This is a genomic window from Allokutzneria sp. NRRL B-24872, assembly GCF_002155965.1.
GTDB lineage: Bacteria > Actinomycetota > Actinomycetes > Mycobacteriales > Pseudonocardiaceae > Allokutzneria.
This window is the reverse complement of sequence record NZ_MUMH01000064.1, coordinates 13,236-38,983: the sequence shown is the minus strand read 5'-3', so window position 1 is coordinate 38,983 and position 25,748 is coordinate 13,236. Positions and strand designations below refer to the sequence as shown.

The window sequence follows — 25,748 nt, the reverse complement described above, 5'->3', positions numbered from 1 at the left end:
GCCACCCGTACGGAGCAACGCGGTAACAACGATCCGGCCCATTCGCGATCACCGTTCGTTCGGTTACCTTCGTGAGTCCGGACCGTGATCCGTACTATCGGCCGGGACCTCGGAGCGTTCGTCGTCCGACAGAGCGTGACGGGGTGTGACACTGCGCACACGGCGAAGCAACCCAGACGGGTTAGCTTTGCGTCTTCAACGGGGGACGGGCGACTACGACCAGGGAAAGGAGGCCGGGTGTCGGAGGACTCGCGCCGCGGCTTCGGCTCCCGGGGCTCCAGCCACGAACCCCAGAACGAGCACCGGCCGCCGCTGGACCAGCCGACCGGCCGCCGACGCCGCTCGTTGGACGAGGACGGCGGAACCTCGGTCTCGGACCTGCTGGCCAAGCACGGCGGCGGCAAGCAGCTACCGCCGCAGGAACCGGCCGACCCCCGCTGGCAGCAGCCCCAGGCAGCGCCGCAACGGCCCCCAGCGCCGCCGCAGCAGCCCCCGATGCCGATGTCGCCCCCGCCGGTGCCCCAGGGCGCCCCGCACTCCGGGCACTGGCCCGTCGACCCCGCCGCGCCGCAGCACTCGCCGATGGAGCAGGCGCAGGGCGGTCGCAGGCGCGCACGTGAACAGAATTCGGGTCCGCAGCGCGTTCCGGTGGAACAGCCGCCGTTCGATCCCAGGCTCTCCCCGCCGCAGCGGCCACCGCAGCAGCAGCTCCCGCCGCAGCCCCAGCCCCAGCAGAACCGGCCCCCGCTGGAGCAACCGTCGGCGCGCAGGCTCGCCCAGCCGGAACCGCCCCAGGCGACCGGCCGCAGGGCGCTGGCCGAGCCCCCCGCCGGCCGTCCGCCGATGGAGCCGCAGCAGACCGGCCGCCGCGCGCTGCCCGACCCGCAGCAGCCCCTACCGCCCGGTATGCCGCCCCGGTCCGCCGAGCCCCAGCAGGGCGCCAGGCGGTTCCCGCCGGCCAACCCGCCGGTGCCCCCCGGTGCGCCCGGCCCGGCTCGGCAGCAGCAGCCCCCCGTGCAGCCGCCGCAGAACCCGCCGCGCTTCCCGCGCGACCACAACAGCGGACCGCAGCGCCTTCCCGGCGGTCCGGTCCAGCAGACGCCTCTCCAAGTCCAGCCCCCGGCTCCGGCTCCGGCAGCCCCCGCTCCGGCTCAGCCGAAGCAACCGGCCGCCGAGTCGGACTTCGAGCTGGACGAGCGCCGCCGCAAGATCGACGCCACGCTCGCGCGCTTCTCCGCGGTGCACGACGAGATGGCCGAGATCGAGCAGGCCGAGAAACAGCGGCGCAGCAAACTCACCCGGCTGATCCGGATCGAGGAGAGCGCGGAGCTCGGACCGGAGTTCAGCGCTCAGCTCAAATCCAAACTCGATTCCGAGGACAGGGCGATACGAAGCCCAAAAGTGCCGATCCGGCAGCTGCACGCCACGATGCACCACGCAGCTCCGGATCGCGCAGAGCGGGACAGTCGCAACGGAATCGCCGTCGGCAGCGGGGCGGTTGGCGCTTCTGGGGATGAGGCCGTCACCGCGCTCATCCAGCAGATCCCCGACGAGCCGCAGGACGACGCACCCGTCGAGGCCGCGCCCGAGCCGCTCGCGGACGGCGGCGGAGATGACGGCGGGAACGACGACGAGCCGCCGGTGCTGCCGGTGCTCCCGCCGCAACGGCTGAACCCCAAGGCGCGCTTGGCTTTGCGCGGCGTCGCGGTCGCGGTTGCCGCGCTGGTGTTCGTGGTCCTCGGCACCGGCTGGGTCACCAAGGTCTGGCTGGACGGGCAGTTCCGCGAGGTCGACGCGCTCGACCAGAACTCCGCGGCCATCCTGCACAAGGACAAGCAGTACGGCGCGGAGAACTTCCTCATGGTCGGCTCCGACACCAGGGCGAACTCCAAGGCAGAGGACGGCGTCGGCAGCGAGGCCGCATCGGAGGGCGCGCGCTCGGACACCGTGATGATCGCCCACGTGCCCGCGGACCGGAAGCGCGTGGTGATGGTGTCCTTCCCGCGCGATCTCAACACGCAGATCCCGGACTGCAACGGCTGGGACCCGAAGACCGGCGAGCAGACCTCCAAGAAGGTCCCCGGCTCCAAGCAGAAGCTGAACGCGGCCTACGCGATCGGCGGGCCGAAGTGCCTGACGAAGCTCATCCAGAACCTGTCCGGCCTGCACATCAACCACTTCGTGGCGATCGACTTCCAGGGCTTCAAGGCGATGGTCGACGCCGTGAAGGGCGTGGAGATCTGCGTCACCAAGCCGATGAAGGACGCCGAGATCGGCGTGGTGATCCCCGATCCCGGCAAGCAGACCATCAACGGCGACGCCGCGCTGAGCTTCGTCAGGGCGCGCAAGGTCGAGGGCGACACCACCGGCGACTACGGCCGCATCAAGCGACAGCAGGCGTTCCTGTCCTCGTTGCTGCGCAAGGCGATGTCGAGCCAGGTGCTGACGAGCCCGAGCAGGCTGCGGGACTTCGCGAGCGCCTTCGCCAAGGCGACCTACGGCGAGAACATCGACGTGAGCCAGCTGCTGACGCTCGGCGAGTCGCTGAACGGCTTGGAGGCCGGGCGGGTCACCTTCACCACGGTGCCCACGACCACGACCAAGCTGGAGGACAACAGCTTCCGCGAGGACCTGCGCACCGAGGCCACCAAGGCGCTGTTCACCGCGATCATCGACAAGGCCCCGCTGCCCGGCGAGAAGCCTTCCAACAACGGCACTCCCGATCCCCAGGCCGGTGGTCCGGTCGGTCCTCCGCCGACGGCCAAGGAGGTCCCCGTCCAGGTGCTCAACGGCAGCGCCAAGCCGAAGCTGGCCGAGAACACGGCGGAATCCCTTCGCAAGGCGGGTTTCCAGGTCGTCAACGTCAGCGGCGCCGGCGAGCAGGTGCAGCGCACCGTGATCCGCTTCTCCGCGGAGCGCGCGCTGCACGCGAAGGTGCTCCAGGGCGTCGTTCCCGGGGCGCTGCTGGAGGAAGTGCCGAACATGGGCGGCTCGGTGCGGCTGCTGCTCGGCCCGGAGTTCGAGTGGAAGACCCCCTCCGGCGGCGGCCAGAGCCAGCAGCCGAGCACCTCGACGACGCCGCCCCCGCTGCCGAAGGACCTGTCCACGGTCAACGCGGCCGACGAGATCTGCAAGTAGGTCACGCGCACGCGGTGTTTGTGCTCCATTAACGCCGGGTTCACCGAGCTATACGGTCCCCGAGTCCTGCCCGACGTAGGGTGGGCGGCATGCGTGAGGCCTACCAAGAGCAGCTCGACCACTTCGCCAACCACCTCGGTGACATGTGCGCAGCGGTCAGCGAAGCCGTTCAGCGGGCCACCGCCGCCCTGCTGAACGCGGACCTGTCGCTCGCCGAGCAGGTGATCGACGAGGACGCCCGCATCGGTGAGGCCCGCAAGGCGGCTGAGGAGCAGGCGTTCGCGCTGCTCGCCCTCCAGTCCCCCGTCGCGACCGACCTGCGCGTCGTCGTCTCCGCGATCCACGCGGCCGAAGACCTGGAGCGCATGGGCAAGCTCGCGCTGCACGTCGCCAAGACCACCCGCCGCAGGCACCCGCAGCCCGTGCTGCCGGAGCAGGTCCGCGAGGACTTCTCCGAGATGGGGCGCGTGGCGCACGAGCTGGGCACGAAGGCCGAGCGCGTCATCCGCACCCGCGACCTGGAACTGGCCATGGAGCTGGAGCAGGACGACGACGAGATGGACGAGCTGCACCGCCACCTCTTCGCCGTGATGATGAGCCCCGAGTGGCCGCACGGCGTCGCGCCCGCCGTCGACATCACCCTGCTCGGCCGCTTCTACGAGCGCTTCGCCGACCACGCCGTCGCGCTCGCCCGCCGCGTGGTCTTCATCGTCACCGGCAAGATGCCCGGCGACGACTAGTCGTCCTCCTCCAACAACCGGTCGAGATCGATGTCGACCGGGAACGGCTCTGCGGCGGTGAAGCGCTTGCTCACCTCCTGCGAGTCGACGTAACCGAACTCTTCGGTGAGCGAGTAGGCGATCAGTGAGACCGGCTCATCGAGATCGACGATCCAGTAGTGCGGGATACCGGCATCCGCGTACTCCTGCCGTTTCACCACGTTGTCCATCCGGCGCGAGCCGGGTGACACGATCTCGACGACCAGCAGGACCTCCGAAGCCCGGATCAACCCGCCCTCGGCTCGGACTCGCGCTCGCCCCGCCCTCTCCGCGACGAGCACACCCGGCCTGCGCGAGAAGCCGGGCTTCCCCGGGGCGGCGAGTTCCAGGTCGACATCGAGTTCCGGGAACACCGAGTACGTCTTCGGTACTCGGTCGTCGAGTGCTCGCAGCAGCCTGTTCAGGGCGAAGCTGTGCTCCGGCGTTGGGCTCGGGGACATCAGGAGACAACCTTCTTGCAGCTCGGTGTAGCCGTGCTCGGTCTCACCGAGTGCGACGTACTCGTCGATGGTCAGCAGGTGATCAGGGCGGGAAAATTCCATCGCTGCTCTCCTCACATCCACCACCGAGTGTCCCGGTGCGATTGTGCCGGAGGAGCCGACGACACGTAGTTGCCGCGGTGGCAAGGTGTCACCCCTTCGCAGGATTCTTGGTTGCCAACAGCACCGTTCTCGGTTGCTCGGGATCGACCGTCCAGCAGTGGGGAATGCCGGCGTCGGCGTAGTCCTGGCGCTTGATGACGGTGTCGGTGCGGCGCGAGTCGCGCGACACGACCTCGACGACAAGATCGGTCTCTGAGGCGCGCACTACGCCGTCCTCAGCGCAAACCCTCGACACGGCAACGCTTGTAAGCACAACGAAGTCCGGGCGGCAGCTGCGGTTCCAGCGCAAGGCAGACGGCGAGGACGAGCCGACTGGCGCGAGGTACTCGTCTACGGTCGAGTGGCGGTCAGGGCGGGGAAGGGCGATCACACCGACGACTGCGGCAGAGAATTCTCCTTGCCACGTAGGCAAAGCATCCCCCACATGGACGAAATCGGCCGGGCGCTCGTGCGCCCGGCCGATCCGTTTCCCCTGTGGCCCAGTCGGTTGTGGCTCAGCCGAAGCGGCCGGAGATGTAGTCCTCGGTCGCCTTCTGCTTCGGGTTGGAGAAGATCTTCTCCGTGCCGTCGACCTCGACGAGGCGGCCGGGCTGGCCGACTCCGGCGAGGTTGAAGAACGCGGTCTGGTCGCTCACCCGCGCGGCCTGCTGCATGTTGTGGGTGACGATGACGATCGTGTACTGCTGCTTGAGCTCGGTGATCAGGTCCTCGATCGCCAGGGTGGAGATCGGGTCGAGCGCGGAGCACGGCTCGTCCATCAGCAGCACGTCGGGCTGCACGGCGATGGCGCGCGCGATGCACAGCCGCTGCTGCTGACCACCGGAGAGACCGCCGCCGGGCTTGTCGAGGCGGTCCTTCACCTCGGCCCACAGGTTCGCCCCGCGCAGCGAGCGCTCGGCGATCTCGTTGAGCTCCTTCTTGTTCTTCGTCCCGGCCAGCCGCAGCCCGGCAACCACGTTGTCCTTGATGGACATGGTGGGGAACGGATTGGGCCGCTGGAAGACCATGCCGATCGTGCGGCGGACGGACACCGGGTCCACTGTGGACGCGTAGATGTCCTCGCCGTCGAGCAGCACCTGTCCCGCGACGCTCGCCCCGGGGGTCACCTCGTGCATCCGGTTCAGCGACCGCAGCACGGTCGACTTGCCGCAGCCGGACGGTCCGATGAACGCCGTGACACTGCGCGGCGGCACGGACAAGGTGACCCCGTCGACGGCCTGGAACTTGCCGTAGTAGATGTTGAGGTCCTTGACGTCGATGCGCTTGGCCATCGCTGTTTTACCGCCCGCTCACTTCGTCTTGATCGCCGAGAGCCGCGACACGACCGCGGCCACGAGGTTGAACAGCATGATGATCACTACCAGGGTCAGCGCGGCGCCCCAGACGCGCATGTCGCCCGCCTCGGTGCCGGTGGCGCGCTCGGTGTTCATCAACAACGGCAGCGAGGCCATCTCGCCGGAGAAGATGTTGTAGTTGATGAACGGCGCGTAGCCGACCAGGATCAGCAGCGGCGCCGTCTCGCCCATCACCCTGGCCAGGCCGAGCATGACGCCGGTGACGATGCCGGACAGCGCCGTCGGGATGACGATCTTGACGATCGTCTTCCACTTGGGCACGCCGAGCGCGTAGGAGGCCTCGCGCAGCTCCATCGGCACGATCCGCAGCATCTCCTCGGTGGTGCGGATGACCACCGGGACCATCAGCAGCACCAGGGAGAGCGAGACCGCGAACGCGCTGCGGGTGAAGCCGAACGTGGTGATCCACAGCGCGTAGATGAACAGACCGGCCACGATGGACGGGACACCGGTGAGGATGTCCACCATGAAGGTCGTCGTCTTGGCCATCCGCGAGCGCGCGCCGTACTCGACGAGGTAGATCGCCACGAGCACGCCGATCGGCACCGAGATGAGCGCGCAGACGACGCCCTGCACCAGGGTCCCGAAGATCGCGTGGTAGGCCCCGCCGCCGAACTGCGTCGCGGTGAGGCCGTTGAGCGACTTGCCCCACCAGTCCGCGCTGAGGATGGGGCCGAGGCCCTTCTCCACCACGGTGTAGAGCACCCACACCAGCGGGATGACCGCGATGGCGAAGCACAGGTAGACCAGCACGGTCGCGACGAGGTTCTTGGTCTTGCGCGCCGCACCGATCGGCCGGAACGCCGGCGGGCTCGCCGGGCGGTCGAGATCAACGGAGGTACTCATGCGTACTCCTTCTTCCCGGCCACGACGGTCCGCGCGAGCGCGTTGACCGCGAAGGTGATCAGGAACAGCACCAGGCCGGCGGCGATGTAGGCGCCGACGGTGAGGTTGTCGTTGAACTCCGCCGAGCCCAGCGCGATCCGCGAGGCGAACGTCGCACCGCCGTCGAAGATCGTGTAGTTCGGCGGGGAGTCGGTTGCGCTGAGGATCGTGGTGAGCGCGATGGTCTCGCCGAGCGCGCGGCCGAGGCCGAGCATGGCGGCGCTGATGAAGCCCGCCTTGCCGAAGGGCAGCACGGTGGTGCGCACGACCTCCCACTTGGTGGCGCCGAGCGCGAGCGCGCCCTCGACGTGCGCGACCGGGGTGCGCTCGAAGATCTCCCTGCTGACCGCGGTGATGATCGGCAGGATCATCACCGCGAGCACGACGCCGGAGATGAAGATGTTGCCGCCACCGCCGGTGGAGACGTTGCCCAGCGCGAAGATCGGAATCCAGCCCAGCACGTCGTTGAGCCACTCCGCGAACGGCAGCAGCGTCGGCGCGAGCACCTGGATGCCCCACAGGCCGAAGATGATCGACGGCACGGCGGCGAGCAGGTCGACCACGTAGGCCAGCGACCGGGCGAGCCTGCGCGGCGCGTACTGGGTGAGGAACAGCGCGATGCCCAGCGCGACCGGGGTGGCCAGCACCAGCGCGACAGCGGAGGCCGCGACGGTGACCCACAGCAGGTCGATGATGCCGAAGCGCAGGTTCGCGGGGTCGTTGGTCACCCAGTCGCGGCTCAGCAGGAAGTTGACGTTGTCCCGCTGCAGCGAGGGAACCGCGCGCAGCAGCAGGAAGATCCCGATCGCGGCGATCAGGACCACGATGAACACGCCCGCACCGGAGGTCAGGGCCCGGAAGATCCGGTCACCTGGCCTGACAACGGTCGGCTTCTCAGCGCTGGAGATGACAGCCTCCGGTAGTCCGGTCAAGCGGAAGGCCGGAACGCGCGTCGCGTCCCGGCCAACCGCCCGATCGAGAGTGGAACCGTCAGGCGATCGCCGCGACGGCCGTTGTCAGCTTCTTCTTGAACGCCTCGGGCAGCGGCACGTAGCCCGCGGCCTCCAGCTCGCTCGCGGAGGCGTTGGCGGCCACCGTCAGGAACGCCTTGAGCGCCTTGGTGGTGTCGGCGTCGTAGCCCTTGGAGCAGACCACCTCGTAGGTGGCCAGCAGCAGCGGGTAGGCGCCGGCGGCCTTGGTGCCGTAGATCGAGTTCAGGTCCAGCACGAGGTCGTTGCCGGAGCCCTTGACCTGGGCGCCGTCAATGGCCTTGGCGGCGCTGGCCGAGGTCAGCTCCACCGCGCCGGCGCCGGTGTCGACCTTGGCGATGCCCAGCTTGGCGTTCTTGGCGAAGGACCACTCGACGTAGGTGATGGCGCCGTCGGTGCTCTTGGTGGCGCTGGAGACGCCGTCGGAGGACTCCTTGCCCTCGCCGACGCCGCCGGTGAACTTCTTGCCGCCGCCCTTGGTCCACGCCTGCGGGGCCGCGGTCTTGAGGTAGGTCTGGAAGTTCTCGGTGGTGCCGGACTCGTCGGAGCGGTAGATCACGACGATCTTCTTGTCCGGCAGCGAGGTGCCCGGGTTGACCGCGGCGATGGCCGGGTCGTTCCACTTGCTGATCTGGCCGCTGAAGACCTTCGCGGCGAGTTCGCCGTTGAGCACCAGGCCGTTGACGTTCGGCAGGTTGTAGGCCAGCGCGACCGGGCCGAAGACCAGCGGCAGGTTCCACGCCGGGTTGCCCTCGCAGCGCTGCGCGGCCTTGTCGACCTCGCCCTTCTCCTTGCTCAGCGGGGAGTCGGTGCCACCGAAGTCGATCTGCTTGACGGTGAACTGGCTGATGCCCTTGCCGGAGCCGGACTTGGTGTAGGCGATCTTCTGGCCCTGGCACTTCGCCTGGAAGTCCTTGGCGAAGATGTCCATGGCGTTCTTCTGCGCCGAGGAGCCCTCGGCCGAGAGGTTGGCCTTGCCGCCGCACTCGACGCTCAGGTTCGCCATCGAGCTGGACGTCCCCTGGGCACCGGTGTTGTTGTCGCTGCCGCAGGCGGACAGCAGCAGGGCACCGACGGCCACCAGACCGATCGCGGCGCCGCTCTGCTTGATCTTCACCTGAACTCCTCCAGCTGGGAAAGGGATGCGTCGGCGAGGTTTCCGCCGTACGGCCGCAGACGGTAGGCAGCCAGGGTTGACGGCCCCCGCTGAACAGGTGAACGACGGGTGAACAAGCCACTCGGAGTGACCATCCCCACCCCTTTGGGGCCTTTCCGTGTCCCCCGCGTGACCAGCGCGTATGCGCGCCGTGACAGCCCCGTCATCCGGTGTGCCCACGGCTCCCAGTCTGCGACGAGCCCGTCCGCCCCGCGACACAGGAAAGGGGGCCGCGCTCGTTCGAGCACGGCCCCCTCCCGGAGGAGTTCGGCGCTACCGGTTGGGCAGGTTGCGCAGGATCTCGTTGCCGGAGTCGACCGCCTCGTTCCACGCCGAGAGGTAGGCGAAGCACATGATCAGTCCGACGATCGAGCAGACGAGGCCAGCGATGGCCAGCCCCTTGTTGCTGGCGGCACCGCTCATCGCCTTGCTCAGGCCGACCCCGGAAAGCACGGCGCCGATGATGACCAGCGGCCACGCGACGACACCGATGATCGGGATGAAGCTGAAGACCAGGCCGATGAGGCCGACGACGAAACCGGCGGTGCCCAATCCGTTCTGCTGCTGTGCGGGGTATCCACCCTGGTTCTGCGGCGGGTAAGGCATGGACATGGCTGAACTCACTCCCGAACAGGTCTACGGCGTGTTAAAGGCGCGTGAAAGTACCGCACATTCACATACCCGCGTGCCGGTTCGTGCGGACTCGGTACCTCTCCGTCACCGGATGCCCAACCTGGAACGGGTCATACCGGCGCAAACTGGACATCGGCGTCCCACTGGCTGAACCCGAGCTTCTCGTAGACCCGGACGGCCGCGGCGTTGTCCGCCTCGACGTAGAGCATCACGGCGGGCAGGCCGAGCGAGCGCAGGTGGTGCAGCCCGGCGAGGGTCAGCACGGAGCCGAGGCCGCCGCCCTGCGCGTCGGGGTCGATGCCGACGACGTAGACCTCGCCGATGGGCTCGCCGCCGGTGCCGGGCGAGGCCGGGTGCACCTTCGTCCAGTGGAAGCCGACGACCTCGCCCGCCTTCTCCGCGAGGAAGAAACCGTTGGCGTCGAACCACTCCTCGGCCTCGCGGGTGCGGACGTCCGCCTCGGTCCAGCCGCCCTGCTCGGGGTGCCAGGAGAACGCGCGGTTGTTCACCGCGACCATGGCGGCCTCGTCCTCACCGGGCCGGAAGGTCCGCAGCACAACGCCTTCCGGGGCCTCGCGGGTCGGCAGGGGCTCGGCGAGCGAGCGGCGCATCCGCCACAGTTCGCGGGCGCGGCGCAGGCCGAACTTCTCCGCGAGACGCGTGGCGGCGGGCGTCTCACCGTGCGCCCAGATGCGCAGCTCCGCGCCGTCGGAGACCTTGGCCAGCACGCCTTCGACCAGCGCGGAGCCGGTGCCGCGGCGGCGGCGCTCGGGGTGGACGGCCAGCTCGGCGACCGCGTTGCCGTCGTTGTCGCCGGTGCGGTCGAGGAAGGCGTAGCCGACGACCGGCCCGCCCGCGCGCTCGGTGGCGACGAGATGGTCCCCGGCGTCGAGGTTCAGCAACACGTGCTCGCCGATGGGCGCCCTGCCGTCGACCTCGGCCGCGGCGGCGACGAGCGCGCGCACCTGGTCCGCCTGCTCTTCGGAGAGCTTGTCCTGCCAGATCAGTTCCACCGAACCGACGTTACCTAGCGCGAGAGCGGAATCCGAGGCGCAGGAGTCGTGGGAGCCGGGGTCGCCGCGCGCTGGGAGCCGGAACGGGTGGCCGGGCGGACGAACTTGTAGCCGACGTTGCGCACGGTGCCGATCAGCGTCTCGTGCTCAAGGCCGAGCTTGGCGCGCAGGCGCCGCACGTGCACGTCCACGGTGCGGGTGCCGCCGAAGAAGTCGTAGCCCCAGACCTCCTGGAGCAGCTGTGCGCGGGTGAAGACCCGGCCCGCGTGCTGGGCGAGGTACTTGAGCAGCTCGAACTCCTTGTAGGTCAGTTCGAGCGCGCGTCCGCGCAGCTTCGCGGAGTAGGTGGCCTCGTCGATGACCAGCTCGCCGACCTGGAGCGCGCCGTCGCCGCCCCGGTGCGCGGCGGCCCGGCGACCGCGGACCAGCCGAAGGCGGGCGTCGACCTCGGCTGGGCCGGAGTTCGGCAGCAGGATCTCGTCGATGCCCCAGTCCGCGTTGAGCGCGACGAGGCTGGCCTCGGTCACCACGGCGATGACCGGGACGTCGATGCCGCTGCCCGCGAGCAGGCGGCAGAGGCTGCGCGCGCCGACGAGGTCGGTGCGGGCGTCGACGATGACGGCCTCGTGCGGACCGGCCTCCAGCAGCGCGGAGACGTCGGGCGCGAGGGGGCGGACCTGGTGCGGGAGCAGCGAGAGAGCGGGCAGCACCGACTCGGGGTCGCGGTCGGTGGTCAGCAGCAGCAGGTCGATGCTCGACATGGCGCTCCTCTCGCGCGGGCCGCACTCGGTCCACAAAGAGTTCGGTCGGCGCCGTTGCCGAAGGATGTCGGGGAGGATACCGAACGTGCCACCTCGACACCTAGGCCGCGAAACCCGCGTCACACTGATGACCTCGGACAACGTTCGCCTGCACGCTGCCTTGCACGATTCAGCTGAGCCGACCGGTCTGGCCGTCGTCGTGGCACACGGCGTAACACACCACGTCGGCCTGCCCACCGTTGAACGACTGCTGCGAAGGCTCGCGCTGAAGCACTCCGTGCTCGGCTTCGACCTGCGCGGACACGGTCGCTCCGGCGGGGTCTCCACGGTCGGCGACGCCGAGATCCACGACGTGGAGGCCGCGGTCAGGTACGCGCGGGAGCGCTACGAGCGGGTCGCGACGCTCGGGATCTCGCTCGGCGCCTCGGTGGTGCTGCGCCACGCGGCGCTCGTCGAAGCCCCCGACGCCGTCGCCGTCGTCAGCTGCCCGGCGCGGTGGTGGGTGCGCGAGACCCCCGCGATGCGCCGGGTGCACTGGATGCTGGAGCAGCCGCAGGGCCGGATCGCGGCGAGGCTGCTCGGGGTCCGGCTGGGCACTCCGTGGGCGGAGATCCCGGCGTCTCCGGTCGAGGTCGCGAGCCTCGTGCCGCCGGAGAAACTGCTGATCGTGCACGGTGAGCGCGACCAGTACTTCCCCCGCGAGCACGCCGAGGCGCTGCACCGGGCGACCGGCGGGGAGGCCGAACTTTGGCTCGAACCGGGCATGAGGCACGCTGAGAGCGCGCTGACGCCACAGCTGGTGGACCGCATCGCGCGGTGGCTGGACGAGCGCACCCGAGGCAACGCCGTCGGGGTGCGTGACGTCCCCCTATCGGTACCGCGGCCCTCCAGCGGCGGACCGGGGCAAGGATTGGACGGAGAACCCACGTGAAGAAGCTGGTCATCAGCCTGGTCGTCGTACTGGGCCTGTTCGTGGTCGCCGACTACGCCATCGCGGCGACCGCCGAGTACCAGTTGTCGCAGCGGATGCGGACCCAGCTCAACATCACCGAGGACCCGGACGTCCGGATCAACGGCTTCCCGTTCATCTACCAGGCGCTCACCGGCGACTACCCCAACGTCGAGGTCCGCGCGGTCGGCGTGCCGCTGACCGCGGACGGCAAGATCAAGGTCGAGGGCGAGGTCCGGCTGCGGCACGCCCGCGCCTCGCTGTCCGACCTGATCTCCGGCAACACCCAGGACATGCGGGTGGACGAGGTGCTCGGTGCCGTCAAGGTCACCGCGAGCGACGTCGGCAAGCTGATCAACATTCCGGACCTGAAGATCGAGAACCCGACGCAGGAGGAGCTGAACAAGCTCCAGAACGACGTCAACCGGGTCAAGGAGCAGGAGGAGCCGAAGCCGCCGCTGGCCGGGACCGTGCAGGACGAGGAGAAGCGCAAGGCCATGGTCCGGCTCACCGGCAGCACCACGATCGCCGGGCAGAAGACCGAGATCACCGTGCTCGGCGTGATCCAGATCGTGGAGGGCCAGATCGAGATCAAGCCCAACACGCTCAAGCTCGGCAACGCCAAGTCCGGCGGCGAGGTCTCCCTGCCGCCCGCCATCGAGCGGGCCGCTCGCGCCGCCTTCACCACCCGGGTCAACCTCGGCGCGCTGCCCTTCACCGTCGTGCCGACCGCGGTCAGGGTTGAACGGAACCAGCTCGTCATGGAGGCTCTGGCCAGGGACGTGCAGCTGCGCACCCTCACCGGGCGCATGGGGCAGTGACCCCCTAGCTCTTTCGGCGGTGACACGATGACGGTGACGGGTTTCGTCGTTGTGCTGGCCGCGATCGCCGTGACGGTCGCGGTCGGCCTGCTCCACCGCAAGCTCAACGGCAGGGTCAGGCAGAAGGGACAGCCGGTGGAGGTCGCGCTGCCCGCTCCGGTGCGCACCGCGCTCGACGCGGCGCCCGACGCCGGAGCTCCGGTCACCCTGCTCCAGTTCTCCACCACCTTCTGCGCGCCGTGCCGCCACGCGCGGGTGCTGCTTGCCGACCTCGCCGGGCGCACGGAGGGGCTGCGCCACGTCGACTTCGACCTCACCGCGCACCCCGAGGTCGCCGAGCAGCTGCGCGTGCTGCGCACCCCGACCACGCTCGCGCTTGCTCCCGACGGGCGGGAACTGCTGCGGGTCAGCGGGCTGCCGAAGCGGGACGCGCTGGTCACCGCGCTGCGCCCGCACCTGCCCTAGCACGGGCTCTTCCCACTGGTTGGACACCCCTCCCGGAGCGCGGGCGATCGGAGTAACCTCGCCGACATGTACGTATGGCTGACGAAGCGACGCGTGGTGGACCACTGCCGCGTGCGCAGCAGCCTGTGTCGCCTCTGACGGGCGGTTGCTGACGGCTGCGCCGAGCGCGCCGGAAACCGCCTCTGACGGACTCTTTTCGCAGTCGAGTCAGGAGGCAAGTCCATGTCCGCAGACCCACCGGTCGACCCCCGAGGGCCCCGTTTCTCGGCGTGGCTGACGAGTCTCGTGCTCGTGCTGGCGATGGTCACCGGGGTGTGGCAGCTGCTGGCGGCGCAGACGGTCATCTTCGCGATGTGCGCCTTCGTCAGCCTGCGCCTCAACCCCTACGGCCAGCTCTACCGCACGACGGTGCAGCCCCGGCTGCGGCCGACGACCGAGCGCGAGGCGTCGGAGCCGCTTCGCTTCGCCCAGGGCGTCGGGTTCGTCTTCACCCTGGTCGGCACCATCGGCTACGCCTCGGGCCTGACCACCCTCGGCCTCGTCGCCACCTCCGGCGCACTGGTCGCCGCGCTGCTGAACGCGGCGTTCGGCCTGTGCCTCGGCTGCGAGATGTACCTGCTGCTGAGGCGTTTCCGCCCAGCGTGAGACGCCAAGACTTTCCACCCCAGCAAGTGTCCTGAGTAGACGCAAACCCTTCACGAGGAGCGCTCGATGAGCCGTGAGAACGTCCTGGTCTCGGCCGAATGGGCCGAGCAGAACCTCGACGCCGAAGGGGTGGTGTTCGTCGAGGTCGACGAGGACACCGCCGCCTACGACACCGGGCACATCCCCGGCGCAGTCAAGATCGACTGGAAGTCCGACCTCCAGGACCCGGTGCGCCGCGACTTCGTCGACCGCGAGGGCTTCGAGAAGCTGTTGTCCGCCAAGGGGATCAGCAACGACAACACCGTGGTCCTCTACGGCGGCAACAACAACTGGTTCGCCGCGTACGCGTACTGGTACTTCAAGCTCTACGGCCACGCCGACGTGAAGTTGCTCGACGGCGGGCGCAAGAAGTGGGAGCTGGACGGGCGCCCGCTGGACAAGCAGGACGTGCAGCTGGCCGCGACCAGCTACACCGCGTCCGAGCCGGACACCTCCATCCGCGCCTTCCGCCGCGAGGTCGAGGACGAGATCGGCGCAAAGAACTACGTGGACGTGCGCTCCCCCGACGAGTTCTCCGGCAAGCTGGCCGCCCCCGCGCACCTGCCGCAGGAGCAGGCGCAGCGGCCCGGCCACATCCCCGGCGCGCTGAACGTGCCGTGGAGCAAGGCGGCCAACGAGGACGGCACCTTCAAGAAGGACGAGGAGCTGCGCGAGCTGTACCAGGCGGAGGGCCTCGACGAGTCCAAGGCGACCATCGCCTACTGCCGCATCGGCGAGCGCTCCTCGCACACGTGGTTCGTGCTGAAGGAACTGCTCGGCTACTCCGACGTGAAGAACTACGACGGTTCCTGGACCGAGTACGGCTCGCTGGTCGGCGTGCCGATCGAGCTCGGCGCGGGCAAGAAGTAAGGGAGCGAACGAGATGAGCAGCTGCGGAGCCCCCGCCCAGACGGCGACGTTGCCCGCCGACATCGACACCGGCAAGGAGGTCGTGCTCTCCGGGCGCGTGCTCTCCGGGCGCGTGCTCTCCGGCGGTGCCCCGGTCGGCGGCGCGTTCGTGCGCCTGCTCGACTCCTCCGGCGAGTTCACCGCCGAGGTCGTCTCCTCCGACGAGGGCGACTTCCGGTTCTTCGCCGCGCCGGGCTCGTGGACCGTGCGCGCGCTGCACCGCTCGGGCAACGGTGAGACGTCGGTGAGTGCCGACGGCCCGGGACTGCACACCCTTGAGGTCGCGGTCGTCTAGAAGCCACTCCGAGAAAGTTCGGCCCCGTTCCTGCCTCGCAGGGACGGGGTCGAACTCTTTTCTTTTCGTGGCAACCACATCCCCCACCCGAACGTGTCACTGACACAAGACACGGCAAGGGGAGGAACCATGCGGAAGTTCGGTGTTCGGGCTGTCATCGTCGCGGTGCTCGCGGCGGGGCTCAGCGGTGTGGCAGCGGTGACCGGCGCGGGCACGGCGATGGCTTGTGAGGCGCACCAAGGTGATTCGCGCGAGTTCGCCGCGACGCTGTCCAGAGTGGAGCCCGGCCAGCGCGGGGTCGAGGTGCTCGGCTTACAGCGGGCGCTGCGCTACAAGGGCTACGGGCTGCGCGGAACGGGGCTGTACGCGGAAAACACGCTCGCGTCGGTGAAGGACTTCCAGCGCCGCAACGGAATCGTCGACGACGGCGTGGTGGACCAGCCGACCTGGCAGGCGCTCGTCGGCGTGTTGCCGCCCGCCAACACGAGGACGCCGCCGCTGCCGGAGCGCGGCATGCAGCCCGGCGCGCACGACCCGCAGACGATGGACTGGCTCAGCGACGCGCTCAACCGGCTGGAGATCAACTCCCCTGAGTACCACGACGGGCACTACAACGACGCGTGGCAGGCGACCGTGCGCGTGTTCCAGCGCAACGTCGGCATCAGGGACAGCGGCATCATCGGCCCGCTGACGTGGGGCGCGCTCTACCGCGCGATCTCCATCAGCGGCCAGTGGGGCTGTTGATCCTCGTCACTGAACAGGGGTGGGGCGGCGCGGCCGTCCCACCCCCGGCGTTATCCTCGGCGGGTGGAATGGTTCTTTACCGGGCTGATCGGGCTGGCCGCGCTGCTGACACTGTGGTTCGCCGGCTACGTCGTCTACCGGCTCTACTCCGACCAGCGCTGACGAGTGAATCGCAGGACATGACCCAGACTCCCCCCGAGCCGCCCCCCGGTGTCGTTCCCGGCAGCGGTGACGCCGCCGTCCGCGCCGCGGCCGAGCGCGCCGAGCACACCCGCGACCGCAACCTGCCGCAGTTCGAGGACATGCCCATCGCGGGCGACACCGCGAACCTGCGCCTCGGTCCCAACCTGCACGACGCCTGCCTGGACCTGCTGCCGCTGATCGGCGTGTGGCGCGGCGAGGGCGAGGTCGTCTACCCGACGATCGAGGGCCCCTACCGCTTCGGCCAGCAGGTGACCTTCGCCCACGACGGGCGGCCGTTCGTGTACTACGAGGCGCGCTCCTGGCTGCTCAACGAGGCCGGCGAGGTCGTGCGCCCCGCCGCGCGCGAGACCGGCTTCTGGCGCCCGCAGGCCGACGAGACCATCGAGGTCATGCTCACCCACTCCTCGGGCATCGTCGAGATCTACTACGGCAAGCCGCTGAGCCAGACCGCGTGGGAGTTCGGCACCGACATCGTCATGCGCACCGCGACGGCCAAGGAGGTCAACGCGGCCTCCCGCCTCTACGGCGTCGTCGAGGGCGACCTGGCCTACGTCGAGGAGCGCGCCATGGCCGGTCAGCCCCTCCAGCCGCACACCTCCGCCCGCCTCACCCGCGTCGTCGGCTGAGGTCGCGGCCAGCAGCCCCTGTCGCACGTGAATCCCGTGCGGCGGGGGCTTCGCTTTTCTCAAGGCGGCAACGCCGATCCCGGTGACAATCGGTTGCGTTCCGCGTGCATTTCACGCGTGCACGAAGCGAGGATCGAACTTCGTCGGCCGCACCCATAATTTCCACGCAAGAGCTCGTTGAGATCAACAATTCCTCAAGTCGCCCACTGGGTGGCGGGAATTCTCTCGCTCGACAGTCTCGACAGTGGAGAAGCGTTGAACAAGAACATCCTTCCGGTCGCGGTCGTGCTGGCCGCGTTCCTGGTGTGCGCCTTCGCCGTTGTCGCCTCCGCCGCGCCATCGGAACCGGTGCGCGCGGTGGTGCTCGGCGACTCGACCGCGTCGGGAACGGGAGCGGGTGACTACCGGGACGGCACCGCGCGCACCTGCTGGCGCAGCGCCAACTCCTACGGCGAGGTCGCGGCGGCGAAGCTGCGCGCGGGCGGCCGGGATGTCGAGCTGCGCAGCGTCGCGTGCAGCGGCGCGGCGATCGACGACGTGCGCAGGCCGTTCAAGAACGAGCCGGCGCAACTGGAAGCGTTGCAGCCGGAAACCGATCTGGTGCTGCTCACCCTCGGCGCGAACGACGTCGGGTACGCCGAATTCGGCACCCTCTGCATCACCGGTGATTGTTCGACATCGGGCAACACCGTGACCGATCAGCTCCCCGCGATGAGCGACAACCTTTTCCGGCTCTTCACCGAGATCAAGGCCAAGAGCCCGACAGCGAAGATCATCGCGGTCGCCTACGGCAGCCAGCTGGCGCGCGGCCACAATTCGCTCACCGCGCTCGACCCCGTGTGCGCGCCCCTCGTCTTCACCGGCGCGGAGCGCGTCGAGGGCAACAAGGTCGCCAGCGCCCTGGACGCGGCCCTTCGCGCCACGGTCGCCAAGGCGCGGGAGAGCGGCGTCGACGCCTCGTTCGTCAGTCCCTACGAGGCCGATTCGGTCACGGTCGGCAAGGCGTTCGCAGGTCACTCGCAGTGCGAGGCAGGGGCGCCCTACTACCGCGGCTTCGACGCCCTGCTGCCCACGCAGGAGGGCCGGGAGGCGGTGCTGCACCTCAACAAGACTGGGCAGTCCGTGCTCGGTGGGCTCGTCGCCGCGAGCATCCGGTAGCCGAACGCGGTGTGGGCTGACCGAAGGCGCGATCAGCCCACACACGAGCTTCAGGCGTAGGCGGCCTCGTAGAGGGACGAGATCTCCTGGTGCAGGGGCGTGAAGTCCCGCAGGGGCGTGCCGTTGAGCGTGTGCACGCGGGTGATGAGCCGGACGCTTGAGACGCACCAGAGGCCGTCCGCGCTGGTCAGGTCCTCGACGGTCATCGGCTCGACCTTGGTCTTCCAGCCAGCCGCCTCGGCGGCGCGGAACAGGGCCGCCTGGGTGGTGCCCTCCAGGATGCCGAGCGGGGGCGGCGTGGTGGTCAGGGTGCGGTCCTTGGCGATGACCACGGTGGACGTCGGCCCCTCCAGCACGGTGCCGTCGGCGGCCGTGAAGATCACTTCCTGGGCGCCCTGGCTCTTCGCGTAGCGGGTCGCGGCCATGTTCACCGCGTAGCTGAGCGTCTTGGCGCCCAGCAGCAGCCACGGCGCGCGGTCGGTGAGGTCGGTGCTGTAGCCGCGGTCCAGGGTCAGCGCGGCCACGCCGTCGCGGCGGCAGGCGATGGTGCTGTCCGGGATCGGGATGCCCATGGCGAAGCCGGTCGGCGTGCCGTCGCCGTACTCCGGGCCCCGGGTGTAGATCAGCTTCAGGCCCATCTCGGGGTGGGTGTCCCACGGCCAGGCGTCGATGACGATCTGGCTGAGCCGCTCCCACGCGGGCACGTCGACCGGGGGCATGTCCAGCAGGGCGGCCGAGCGGGCGAGCCGGGCGAGGTGCGGGTCGAACTCGCGGGTCCTGCGGTTCACCACGAAGATCGTCTCGAACACGCCGTCGCCGCGCTGGACGCTGTAGTCGTCCGGTCGGAGGAGGGGGGCCTCTGGGTCGACGAGAGTCCCGTCGAGCTTTGCCACTACGCGCATGCGATCAGCCTACGATCGGTGTCGTGGACAGCGTGCCGGAGATGCTCCGCCGGACCCTGCGCGAGCGCGGGCTGCGGATGACGCCGCAGCGCCAGCTGGTGCTCGACGCGGTGACAGAGCTCGATCACGCGACCCCGGAGCAGATCTGCCAGCACATCCGCGAGCGCACGCCGACGGTCAACATCACCACCGTCTACCGCACGCTTGACCTGCTCGAACAGCTCGGACTGGTGCGGCACACGCACCTCGGGCACGGCGCGCCGACCTACTCGGTGGACGCCCACGAGCACGTCCACCTGGTCTGCCACCGCTGCGGCGGACTGGACGAGGTGCCTTGCGACGCACTCGCGGCGCTGGGGGAACAACTGCACTCCGCGCGCGGTTTCCACCTGGATGCCAGCCACCTCGCGCTCTCCGGGGTGTGCGCGGACTGCTCAGTCGGAGATCAGGAGTTGCCGTGACGCTAGGCCAGCCAGGCGCGATCCCCCCGCCGGAGGACTCGGTGGACCCCGGGGTGCCGTGGCACTTCGGCGATCCGCTCGCCGAGCAACGGACGGCCGCGCGCTCGGCGGCGGTCATCGACCGCTCGCACCGCGGCGTCATCGCGGTCTCCGGTGCCGACCGGCTGACCTGGCTGCACTCGCTGACCAGCCAGCACATGACCGCGCTCGCCAACGGCTCCGGGAGCGAACTGCTGGTCCTGGACGTGCAGGGCCGGGTCGAGGACCACGCCGTCGTCGCTGAACTGGACGGCACGGTGTGGCTGGACACCGAACACTCGCGCGTCGAGCCGCTGCTGGGCTACCTCACCAAGATGGTCTTCTGGTCCAAGGTCGAGCCCAAGGACGTCACCGACGAGTTCGCGCTGCTCACCGTGCTCGGCCCGACCTCGGACGAGGTGTTGGCGGCCGTGGGCGTGGTGGTCGCGGACGGGGTGCTCGCCCTGCCCGGCGGCGGCTTCGCCAGGCGGATGAGCGCGCCGGACTCCGTCGACCTGCTGGTGCCCCGCGCCGAGCTGGACTCGTGGTGGTCGCGGCTGACCGACGCGGGCGCCAGGCCGACGGGCAGCTGGACCTACGAGGCACTGCGCGTCGAGGCGCTGCGCCCCCGGCTCGGCATGGACACCGACGCGCGCACGATCCCGCACGAGGTCTCGTGGATCGGCCGCGCCGTGCACCTGGACAAGGGGTGCTACCGGGGCCAGGAGACGGTCGCCCGGGTGCACAACCTCGGCAAGCCGCCCCGGCGGATGGTGCTGCTGCACCTGGACGGCTCGCAGGAGGTGCTGCCCGAGCCCGGGGCCCCGGTCACGGCGGGCGGCAAGGTCGTCGGGCGGCTCGGAACGGCCGTGCTGCACCACGAGCTGGGCCCGATCGCGCTGGCGCTGCTCAAGCGCTCGGTGCCGGTCGAGACCGAACTGGCCGCGGGTGAGGGCGAGGACGCGGTGAGCGCCGCGATCGACCCCGACTCGGTGCCGCCGGACACCGGTGAGCAGCCAGGACGTGCCGCGCTGCGCAGGCTGCGGGGCTGACCACCTGCTCCGGGGGTATCACCGGACGGCGCTCGCCTGGCAGGATCGCCACCATGACAGCGTCGTCGTCCGGCACCCTCATCACGGTCGCCCCCACCGGGGCGGAGCACAGCAAGGCCGAGGTCCCGAACCTGCCGGTCACGCTGGAGGAGCTGGTCCGCACGGGCCAGGACTGCGAGCGCGTCGGCGCGAGCATGATCCACGTGCACATCCGCGACGCGGAGGCCCGGCCGAGCCTGGACCAGGGCCTGCTCAAGGAGACCGTGGCCGCGCTGCGCGGCGAGACGAACCTGATCGTCCAGCTGTCCACCGGCGGCGCGGTGACCGACCCGGAGGAGGACCGGCTGGCCGTGCTCGACGCCATGCCGGACTCGGCCTCCTGCACCATGGGCACGGTCAACTTCGGCGACGCGGTGTTCATGAACCGCTGGGAGTTCATCGTCGAGCTGCACAAGCGGATGCAGGAGCGCGAGATCGTCCCGGAGTACGAGATCTTCGACGTCGGCCAGCTCGCCTCGCTGAACCGGCTGCTGGACGAGCACGGGGCGCCCGCGGGCGGTCACGTGCACGTCGACCTCGTGATGGGCGTTCCCGGCGGCATGCCGGGCACGACGGAGATGCTGACCTCCGCGCTGCGGTTGCTGCCGCAGGGGGCGAGCTTCTCCGCGACGGGCATCGGGCGCACCTCGCTCCCGGTGATGTTGGCCTCACTGTCCGCAGGTGGGCATCTGCGGGTCGGCATGGAGGACACGCTCTCCTACGCGAGGGGCGAGCGGGTGCGCGACAACGCCCAACTGGCGGCCCGAGCGGCGGCGTTGTCCCGGATCGCGCAGCGGCCGCCGATCGCGGTCGACGAGGCTCTGACGCTGCTCGGAGTGCGGCAATCCAGGTGATTATTCGAATGTGTACCTGTTGGGAGTAGAGCGGGTGTTGGCGGCTGACCGGAATGTCCCGCAGGATGGGCACGTGATCGAGGTACGTCCAGGCGGGCGCCGGAGGATTGACCGCGTGCTGGCCCCGGACTACACCGAGGGTGTCGAGCAGCGCCCCCTCAGCGAGGTGCGGGAGCTGCGGGACGAGGCTGCGCAGGAGGAGACCGACCTCTCCTACGTGCGCAGACTTCTGCACGCCAGGATCGACATCGTCCTGGCCGAGCAGCGCAGGCGCTCCGAGGGTGGTCCGACCTCCGTGGTCGAGCAGCTCGTCGGCATCCTCTCGGAGAACGCGGTCCGGTCCACCAGCAGTCTCGGGCGCGCCCAGATGCCGGAGCCCTCGCGCGCGGAGGCGCACCGCAGGCACGTCGAGACCCTGGTCTCCGACGTCGACCTGTCCAACGTCACCTCGCTGACCGAGGAGCAGATCGCGCACGCGCTGCGGGCCTACCGCGCCGAGGAGGCGTCGGTGTCCGGGCGGCGGCGCGAGGTGCAGGTGGTCATGGACCAGCTCAACGAAGAGATCGCTCGGCGGTACCGGGAGGGCAGGGCGTCGGTGGACGATCTGCTGGCGGCCAGCAGGCTGCGCCAGCAGGACGGCACCGACGAGCCCGAGGAGGACTAGCCATCGCCAGCGAACTGGTCGAGGTGGTCCGTTCCGGCGTGCGCGAGTGCGTGCACCACGGCTCGGTGATCGTGCTCGGGCCGGCGGGCGAGGTGGTCCGCGTGCACGGGGACACCCGCAGGCCGATCATGCCGCGCTCGTCGAACAAGCCGGTCCAGGCGCTGGGGATGCTGCGCTGCGGCCTCGACGTGCCGGACGACGCGGACCTGGCGCTGATCTGCGCCTCGCACAACGGCGAGCCCGAGCACGTCGAGCGGGCGACGGCGCTGCTGGCCAAGCACGGCCTCACCCCGGACCACCTGCTGTGCCCTCCGGACTACCCCGTGCACGAGGGCAGCAGGAACGCGCTGGTGGCGGCCGGTGGCTCGGCGAACCGGGTCAGCATGAACTGCTCCGGCAAGCACGCGGGCATGCTCGCGACGTGCGTGCAGCGCGGCTGGCCGACCACGTCCTACACCGATCCGTCGCACCCGCTCCAGGTGGCGATCAGGAACACCCTCGCCGAGCTGGCCGAGGAGCCGATCGCGCACACGGCGGTCGACGGCTGCGGTGCCCCGCTGTTCTCCGTCTCGCTGTACGGGCTCGCCCGCGCCTTCGGCAAGCTGGCCAGCGCGGAGCCCGGCTCCGACCTGCGCCGCGTCGCCGACGCCATGCGCGCTCACCCGTACCTCGTCGCGGGGACCGGGCGCGAGGACACGCTGCTGATGGACGCCGTGCCCGGGCTGCTGTGCAAGGCGGGCGCCGAGGGCGTGCACGCGGCGGCCCTGCCGGACGGGCGGGCGGTCGCGCTCAAGATCTCCGACGGGGCCCAGCGGGCGCGGATGCCGGTGATCGTCGGCGCGCTGCGCTCGCTCGGCGTCGCGACGCCCGCGCTGGAGGAGCTGGCCGAGGAGCCGGTTTTCGGCGGCGGTCGGCGGGTCGGCTCGGTGCGCCTGCTCCCCGCCGTGTTCTAGGGCCGTCTTCTGAGTTGGAACAGGCGAAGGGACCTCCACCCCCTGCGGTGAAGGCCCCTTCTGGCTTGCTGCGGTTCGCGCGCGACTAGTTCTTGGGGAACTCGATCGTCAGCGTCGAACCGGTGTGGTGCACGGACTTCGGGAACAGGCCCTTGCGGGTGCCGATGACCCAGGACAGCGTGCCCTCGAAGTCGCCGTTGAGCACGACCTCACCGACGACGCCCGCACCCTTGACACGACGCGGACCGGTGTACGGGTTGCCGTACCAGTCGTATCCGCACAGCATGCGGACCTCGTACCAGCTCGTGCCCTTGACCTTGACCGGGTCGCCGGAGCCGTCCTGCGTCGGCGGCGAGGTCAGCTCGCGCACCGTCACGTCCTCGACGGGGCGGGAGTAGGTCAGGTCGACGGCGGTCGTGGAGCCGGTGTCACGGACCTTGACCTTGGAGAAGGTGAACGGCGCGCACTCCTCCTGCACGGGGGCGGCGGAGGCCACGGGCGAGAGCACGCCCAGCATCGCCACCGCCACCGCGCCCGCGGCGATCGCCCTGCTCAGACCTCGGGTGGAGATCATCAGGCGGCCTTGACGGTCACGGTGACGGACTTGCCGCTGACGGTCTTGGTGAAGGGGCGCTTCTTGTCGACGCCGATCCACCACAGCGACTGGCCCTCGAAGTTGCCGCCGTGCACGATCTCGGTGACCGCGCCCTCGCCCGCGATGCGCGTCGGGCCGGTGTAGGTGTCGCCGATCCAGTTGTAGCCGTCGACGACGACGCGGATGAACGCCTTGCCCTTGACCTTGACCGGGTCACCGCTGCCGTCCTGGTAGGGCTTCTCGCCCGGGTTCAGGTACGAGACGTCGCGGACGCTGATCTTGCAGTGGTAGTTGAAGACCACGCCGACGCCGGCCTTGTCGGCCGAGTGGAAGGCGTTCTTGAGGACGTTGCCCTCGGCGCAGTCGACGGCCGCCGGAGCGGGGGCGGCGACCGCGGCGGGGGCGATGGCGCCACCCAGTGCGGCGATCAGGACGCCACCGACGGTGAGGCGGGAGAGCAGCGAGGTCATCGTCTTCCTTTCAGTCGCGGCGCCTGGGGGTGCGCCACCGAGAACGACTGAACCACGGTGATGTTGGAAAATTGGCAACACGGCCGTGTGACCAAGATGACGCATGCCCACGGAGCGGAATAGTCGCTCTTTAACGCATATTTCCCTTTTCTTGTGACCATCGTCACCGCGAGCCCGAACATCAAGAAGGGGTCAATGACCTGCGGTTTTGTGGAAATTGCAGTTCGGACACAGCCGAAGAACACCTCGATCACCCCATGCATCGACATGGAAAATCTTCCACATAAATGCCTGGTTCTATTACGTGTCATTTCAATTATTGGGAATGCGCTCCCGACATGTGGATGCGCGTCCTAGGCTCCCCTGATGATCACGCGCCCCGAGAGCTACCGCTGGGTCGTGCTCGCGGCGGGTGCCCTCGGCCAGGGGGCCAACGCCTCCTACTTCCTGGGCCTGCCGGTGCTGATCCCGCAGCTGCGCGACCACTTCACGCTGAGCCTGCCGCAGGCCGGGCTGCTGGTCGGCGCGGTCAACCTCGGCACGATGCTGACGCTGGTGCTCTGGGGCGCGAGCGCCGACCGCTTCGGCGAGCGCCCGATCATGACGATCGGCCTCGTCGCGGCGGCGCTCTGCCTCGCGGGTGCGGCCGCGACCGACGACGTGCTGGTCGCCGGGCTCGCGCTGCTCGGGGCAGGGGCATTCGGGGCCAGCGCGAACGCGGCGAGCGGACGCGCCGTGATGATCTGGTTCGCCGCCGACGAGCGGGGCATCGCGATGGGTGTGCGGCAGTGCGCCACGCCAGCGGGCGCCGCGCTCTCCGCGCTCGTGCTGCCGCTGGCCGCGCACTCCGGCGGCGTGCCGCTGGCCTTCCTGGTGCTGGCCGGGATCAGCATGGTCGCCGCGATCGCCGTGGTCATCTGGGTCCGCGAGCCGGAGGGCGCCGTCCGGGCACCGAAGGGTGGCGGAGCCGGTGAGGTGCTGCGCTCCCCCAGGCTGTGGCGGCTCAGCCTGGCCAGCGCCTGCCTGGTGATCCCGCAGTTCACCACCGCGGCGCTGCTGGTCGAGCTGTTCCACGAGCACCGGGGCGTGAGCCTCGTCGTCGCATCGACCCTGCTCGCCGTCGCTCAGCTGCTCGGCGCGGGTGGGCGGCTGTTCAACGGCGCGTGGTCGGACCGCGTGGCGAGCAGGCTCGGACCGCTGCGCGCGGTCTCGGTGCTCATCGCGGCGTCCTTGCTGTTGGTGGCCTTGCTGGACTGGGGAAACGTTGCCGTTCCGGTGCTCGCCGTGGTGGCGATCGCGGCCACCGCGCTCTCGCTGAGCTGGAACGGCCTGGCGTTCACCGCCGCTGGGGAGATGGCGCCGGAGGGCAGGAGCGGCACAGCGCTGGGCTTCCAGAACACGGCCAACTACCTGGCGGCGGCTATCGCCCCGGGCATCGCGGGCTGGCTGGCCGCTGAGGTGTCGTGGCCGGTGGCGTTCGCGGTGGGCGGCGCGTCCGCGCTGCTCAGCCTGGTGCTGCTGCGCAAGCTCTGAATATCGGTTGCCGGTCGGAGCACGTGCGGCGACAGTTCCGC

29 protein-coding genes are annotated in these 25,748 nt (G+C 69.8%); 17 read left to right on the top strand and 12 right to left on the bottom strand.

What is annotated here, in order from left to right:
* Nucleotides 1-237: 237 nt before the first annotated feature.
* Together CCN37_RS17350 and phoU are read left to right on the top strand one after the other, a co-directional pair.
* The gene (locus tag CCN37_RS17350; protein WP_086821824.1) at nucleotides 238-3,138 is read left to right on the top strand and encodes an LCP family protein; all 2,901 of its coding nucleotides are present in this window, start codon (nucleotides 238-240) and stop codon (nucleotides 3,136-3,138) included.
* A gap of 89 nt (nucleotides 3,139-3,227) precedes the next feature.
* Nucleotides 3,228-3,878, top strand: coding sequence for a phosphate signaling complex protein PhoU (gene phoU / locus CCN37_RS17345; RefSeq protein ID WP_086822080.1), 651 nt, complete (start codon nucleotides 3,228-3,230; stop codon nucleotides 3,876-3,878).
* On the opposite strand, the gene CCN37_RS17340 is transcribed toward phoU, so the two are convergent.
* The 9 genes from CCN37_RS17340 to CCN37_RS17300 all read right to left on the bottom strand — a co-directional run bounded on the left by CCN37_RS17340 (nucleotide 3,875) and on the right by CCN37_RS17300 (nucleotide 11,311).
* Nucleotides 3,875-4,459, bottom strand: a complete 585-nt coding sequence (locus CCN37_RS17340) for a Uma2 family endonuclease (RefSeq protein ID WP_086821823.1) — start codon at nucleotides 4,457-4,459, stop codon at nucleotides 3,875-3,877. The genes phoU and CCN37_RS17340 overlap by 4 nt on opposite strands.
* Nucleotides 4,460-4,547: 88 nt before the next feature.
* Complete coding sequence (locus CCN37_RS42050) at nucleotides 4,548-4,889, bottom strand: Uma2 family endonuclease (RefSeq protein ID WP_168200711.1); 342 nt, start codon at nucleotides 4,887-4,889, stop codon at nucleotides 4,548-4,550.
* A 124-nt stretch (nucleotides 4,890-5,013) separates the two neighbouring features.
* Nucleotides 5,014-5,790: a phosphate ABC transporter ATP-binding protein PstB gene (gene pstB, locus CCN37_RS17330; protein WP_086821821.1), complete on the bottom strand. Its 777-nt coding sequence runs from the start codon at nucleotides 5,788-5,790 to the stop codon at nucleotides 5,014-5,016.
* An 18-nt stretch (nucleotides 5,791-5,808) separates the two neighbouring features.
* Nucleotides 5,809-6,720 (bottom strand): phosphate ABC transporter permease PstA, encoded by a 912-nt coding sequence (gene pstA / locus CCN37_RS17325; RefSeq protein WP_086821820.1) that lies wholly within the window; start codon nucleotides 6,718-6,720, stop codon nucleotides 5,809-5,811.
* Nucleotides 6,717-7,592 carry a phosphate ABC transporter permease subunit PstC gene (pstC, locus tag CCN37_RS17320; RefSeq protein ID WP_371504392.1) on the bottom strand — a complete coding sequence of 292 codons (876 nt, stop codon included), beginning with the start codon at nucleotides 7,590-7,592 and terminating at the stop codon, nucleotides 6,717-6,719. The genes pstA and pstC overlap by 4 nt, the downstream gene beginning before the upstream one ends.
* 157 nt (nucleotides 7,593-7,749) lie before the next feature.
* Complete coding sequence (gene pstS, locus CCN37_RS17315) at nucleotides 7,750-8,865, bottom strand: phosphate ABC transporter substrate-binding protein PstS (RefSeq protein ID WP_086821818.1); 1,116 nt, start codon at nucleotides 8,863-8,865, stop codon at nucleotides 7,750-7,752.
* 312 nt (nucleotides 8,866-9,177) lie between these two features.
* Nucleotides 9,178-9,516: a hypothetical protein gene (locus tag CCN37_RS17310; RefSeq protein ID WP_246843099.1), complete on the bottom strand. Its 339-nt coding sequence runs from the start codon at nucleotides 9,514-9,516 to the stop codon at nucleotides 9,178-9,180.
* A gap of 131 nt (nucleotides 9,517-9,647) precedes the next feature.
* Nucleotides 9,648-10,550: a mycothiol synthase gene (mshD, locus tag CCN37_RS17305; RefSeq protein ID WP_086821817.1), complete on the bottom strand. Its 903-nt coding sequence runs from the start codon at nucleotides 10,548-10,550 to the stop codon at nucleotides 9,648-9,650.
* A gap of 14 nt (nucleotides 10,551-10,564) precedes the next feature.
* The gene (locus CCN37_RS17300) at nucleotides 10,565-11,311 is read right to left on the bottom strand and encodes a response regulator transcription factor (RefSeq protein ID WP_086821816.1); all 747 of its coding nucleotides are present in this window, start codon (nucleotides 11,309-11,311) and stop codon (nucleotides 10,565-10,567) included.
* Between the two features lie 127 nt (nucleotides 11,312-11,438).
* Between CCN37_RS17300 and CCN37_RS17295 the strand changes: the two genes are divergently transcribed.
* The 9 genes from CCN37_RS17295 (at nucleotide 11,439) to CCN37_RS17255 (ending at nucleotide 18,166) form a co-directional block, all read left to right on the top strand.
* Nucleotides 11,439-12,242: an alpha/beta hydrolase gene (locus tag CCN37_RS17295; RefSeq protein WP_086821815.1), complete on the top strand. Its 804-nt coding sequence runs from the start codon at nucleotides 11,439-11,441 to the stop codon at nucleotides 12,240-12,242.
* Nucleotides 12,239-13,081, top strand: a complete 843-nt coding sequence (locus tag CCN37_RS17290; RefSeq protein ID WP_168200710.1) for a DUF2993 domain-containing protein — start codon at nucleotides 12,239-12,241, stop codon at nucleotides 13,079-13,081. The genes CCN37_RS17295 and CCN37_RS17290 overlap by 4 nt, the downstream gene beginning before the upstream one ends.
* Before the next feature lie 33 nt (nucleotides 13,082-13,114).
* A complete protein-coding gene (locus CCN37_RS17285) occupies nucleotides 13,115-13,546 on the top strand; it encodes a thioredoxin family protein (protein ID WP_246843114.1) in 432 nt (143 codons plus the stop codon).
* Between the two features lie 222 nt (nucleotides 13,547-13,768).
* Nucleotides 13,769-14,191: a DUF4395 domain-containing protein gene (locus tag CCN37_RS17280; protein ID WP_086821812.1), complete on the top strand. Its 423-nt coding sequence runs from the start codon at nucleotides 13,769-13,771 to the stop codon at nucleotides 14,189-14,191.
* 66 nt (nucleotides 14,192-14,257) lie between these two features.
* A complete protein-coding gene (locus CCN37_RS17275; RefSeq protein WP_086821811.1) occupies nucleotides 14,258-15,100 on the top strand; it encodes a sulfurtransferase in 843 nt (280 codons plus the stop codon).
* A gap of 13 nt (nucleotides 15,101-15,113) precedes the next feature.
* Nucleotides 15,114-15,434 carry a DUF1416 domain-containing protein gene (locus CCN37_RS17270; protein ID WP_086821810.1) on the top strand — a complete coding sequence of 107 codons (321 nt, stop codon included), beginning with the start codon at nucleotides 15,114-15,116 and terminating at the stop codon, nucleotides 15,432-15,434.
* Between the two features lie 129 nt (nucleotides 15,435-15,563).
* Nucleotides 15,564-16,178 carry a peptidoglycan-binding protein gene (locus CCN37_RS17265; protein WP_086821809.1) on the top strand — a complete coding sequence of 205 codons (615 nt, stop codon included), beginning with the start codon at nucleotides 15,564-15,566 and terminating at the stop codon, nucleotides 16,176-16,178.
* 179 nt (nucleotides 16,179-16,357) lie between these two features.
* On the top strand, nucleotides 16,358-17,008 hold the full coding sequence (locus tag CCN37_RS17260; RefSeq protein ID WP_086821808.1) for an FABP family protein: 651 nt from the start codon (nucleotides 16,358-16,360) through the stop codon (nucleotides 17,006-17,008).
* A gap of 255 nt (nucleotides 17,009-17,263) precedes the next feature.
* A complete protein-coding gene (locus CCN37_RS17255; RefSeq protein ID WP_168200709.1) occupies nucleotides 17,264-18,166 on the top strand; it encodes an SGNH/GDSL hydrolase family protein in 903 nt (300 codons plus the stop codon).
* A gap of 50 nt (nucleotides 18,167-18,216) precedes the next feature.
* Here the strand turns inward: CCN37_RS17255 and CCN37_RS17250 are convergent, their stop codons facing one another.
* Nucleotides 18,217-19,068 (bottom strand): aminodeoxychorismate lyase, encoded by an 852-nt coding sequence (locus CCN37_RS17250; protein ID WP_086821806.1) that lies wholly within the window; start codon nucleotides 19,066-19,068, stop codon nucleotides 18,217-18,219.
* Nucleotides 19,069-19,109: 41 nt separating this feature from the next.
* On the opposite strand from CCN37_RS17250, the gene CCN37_RS17245 reads away from it, so the two are divergent.
* The 5 genes from CCN37_RS17245 (at nucleotide 19,110) to CCN37_RS17225 (ending at nucleotide 23,109) form a co-directional block, all read left to right on the top strand.
* Nucleotides 19,110-19,529: a Fur family transcriptional regulator gene (locus tag CCN37_RS17245; RefSeq protein WP_086822077.1), complete on the top strand. Its 420-nt coding sequence runs from the start codon at nucleotides 19,110-19,112 to the stop codon at nucleotides 19,527-19,529.
* Nucleotides 19,526-20,599 (top strand): folate-binding protein YgfZ, encoded by a 1,074-nt coding sequence (locus tag CCN37_RS17240; RefSeq protein WP_168200708.1) that lies wholly within the window; start codon nucleotides 19,526-19,528, stop codon nucleotides 20,597-20,599. Before CCN37_RS17245 ends, CCN37_RS17240 begins: the two co-directional genes overlap by 4 nt.
* Nucleotides 20,600-20,652: 53 nt before the next feature.
* A complete protein-coding gene (locus CCN37_RS17235) occupies nucleotides 20,653-21,492 on the top strand; it encodes a 3-keto-5-aminohexanoate cleavage protein (protein ID WP_086821805.1) in 840 nt (279 codons plus the stop codon).
* Between the two features lie 73 nt (nucleotides 21,493-21,565).
* On the top strand, nucleotides 21,566-22,156 hold the full coding sequence (locus tag CCN37_RS17230; RefSeq protein ID WP_086821804.1) for an aerial mycelium formation protein: 591 nt from the start codon (nucleotides 21,566-21,568) through the stop codon (nucleotides 22,154-22,156).
* Nucleotides 22,157-22,170: 14 nt separating this feature from the next.
* Nucleotides 22,171-23,109 carry an asparaginase gene (locus CCN37_RS17225; protein WP_371504452.1) on the top strand — a complete coding sequence of 313 codons (939 nt, stop codon included), beginning with the start codon at nucleotides 22,171-22,173 and terminating at the stop codon, nucleotides 23,107-23,109.
* Between the two features lie 85 nt (nucleotides 23,110-23,194).
* Here CCN37_RS17225 and CCN37_RS17220 read toward each other — a convergent pair whose 3' ends face one another.
* Complete coding sequence (locus tag CCN37_RS17220; protein ID WP_086821802.1) at nucleotides 23,195-23,683, bottom strand: hypothetical protein; 489 nt, start codon at nucleotides 23,681-23,683, stop codon at nucleotides 23,195-23,197.
* Nucleotides 23,683-24,174, bottom strand: a complete 492-nt coding sequence (locus CCN37_RS17215) for a hypothetical protein (RefSeq protein ID WP_086821801.1) — start codon at nucleotides 24,172-24,174, stop codon at nucleotides 23,683-23,685. The genes CCN37_RS17220 and CCN37_RS17215 overlap by 1 nt, the downstream gene beginning before the upstream one ends.
* Nucleotides 24,175-24,540: 366 nt before the next feature.
* Here CCN37_RS17215 and CCN37_RS17210 point away from each other — a divergent pair, with 366 nt between their 5' ends.
* Entirely contained in the window at nucleotides 24,541-25,707 is a 1,167-nt protein-coding gene (locus CCN37_RS17210; protein WP_086821800.1) for an MFS transporter, read from the top strand.
* Nucleotides 25,708-25,748: the final 41 nt, after the last annotated feature.